We start from the raw sequence: 1512 nt of genomic DNA, 5'->3' as shown, positions 1-1512 counted from the left end.
ACTTACAGTGTGCGGATTTGCCTACACACACGCCTTACTGCTTGGACGCGCATATCCAACAGCGCGCTTACCCTATCCTACTGCGTCCCCCCATTTCTCAAACGGTGAGGAGGTGGTACAGGAATATCAACCTGTTGTCCATCGCCTACGCCTATCGGCCTCGGCTTAGGTCCCGACTAACCCTGAGCGGACGAGCCTTCCTCAGGAAACCTTAGTCATACGGTGGACGGGATTCTCACCCGTCTTTCGCTACTCATACCGGCATTCTCACTTCTAAGCGCTCCACCAGTCCTTCCGGTCTGACTTCAACGCACTTAGAACGCTCTCCTACCACTGACATCGTAGATGTCAATCCACAGCTTCGGTGAATCGTTTAGCCCCGATACATTTTCGGCGCAGCGTCACTCGACCAGTGAGCTATTACGCACTCTTTAAATGATGGCTGCTTCTAAGCCAACATCCTGGTTGTCTGTGCAACGCCACATCCTTTTCCACTTAACGATTACTTTGGGACCTTAGCTGGTGGTCTGGGCTGTTTCCCTTTTGACTACGGATCTTATCACTCGCAGTCTGACTCCCGTGTATAAATATCTGGCATTCGGAGTTTGTCTGAATTCGGTAAACCGGGATGGCCCCCTAGTCCAAACAGTGCTCTACCTCCAGTATTCTCATCACGAGGCTAGCCCTAAAGCTATTTCGGAGAGAACCAGCTATCTCCAAGTTCGATTGGAATTTCTCCGCTACCCACACCTCATCCCCGCACTTTTCAACGTGCGTGGGTTCGGGCCTCCAGTAAGTGTTACCTCACCTTCACCCTGGACATGGGTAGATCACCTGGTTTCGGGTCTACGACCACGTACTAATTCGCCCTATTCAGACTCGCTTTCGCTGCGGCTCCGCCTTCTAAAGCTTAACCTCGCACGTAATCGTAACTCGCCGGTTCATTCTACAAAAGGCACGCTATCACCCATTAACGGGCTCTAACTACTTGTAGGCACACGGTTTCAGGATCTCTTTCACTCCCCTTCCGGGGTGCTTTTCACCTTTCCCTCACGGTACTGGTTCACTATCGGTCACTAGGTAGTATTTAGCCTTGGGAGATGGTCCTCCCGGATTCCGACGGAATTTCACGTGTTCCGCCGTACTCAGGATCCACTCAGGAGAGAACGAACTTTCGACTACAGGGCTTTTACCTGCTCTGGCGGACCTTTCCAAGTCGCTTCATCTAACTCGCTCTTTTGTAACTCCGTATAGAGTGTCCTACAACCCCAAGAGGCAAGCCTCTTGGTTTGGGCTCTTCCCGTTTCGCTCGCCGCTACTCAGGGAATCGATTTTTCTTTCTCTTCCTCCAGGTACTTAGATGTTTCAGTTCCCTGGGTCTGCCTTCAAGACGCTATGTATTCACGTCAAGATACTACGCGATTAAACGTAGTGGGTTCCCCCATTCGGAAATCTCCGGATCAAAGCTCACTTACAGCTCCCCGAAGCATATCGGTGTTAGTGCCGTCCTTC

The 1512-nt window shown here is 51.4% G+C and carries 1 rRNA gene (only partly in view); it reads right to left on the bottom strand.

From position 1 onward, the window contains the following. Positions 1-1512, bottom strand: a 23S ribosomal RNA gene (locus ACQKOG_RS27050) (its annotated part extends 1438 nt beyond the left edge of the window); the annotation flags it as partial.

This window comes from Lysinibacillus sp. NPDC093216 (assembly GCF_050280325.1).
GTDB lineage: Bacteria > Bacillota > Bacilli > Bacillales_A > Planococcaceae > Lysinibacillus.
Note: the sequence above shows the minus strand (reverse complement) of the source record. Positions and strands in the feature narration are given on the sequence as shown.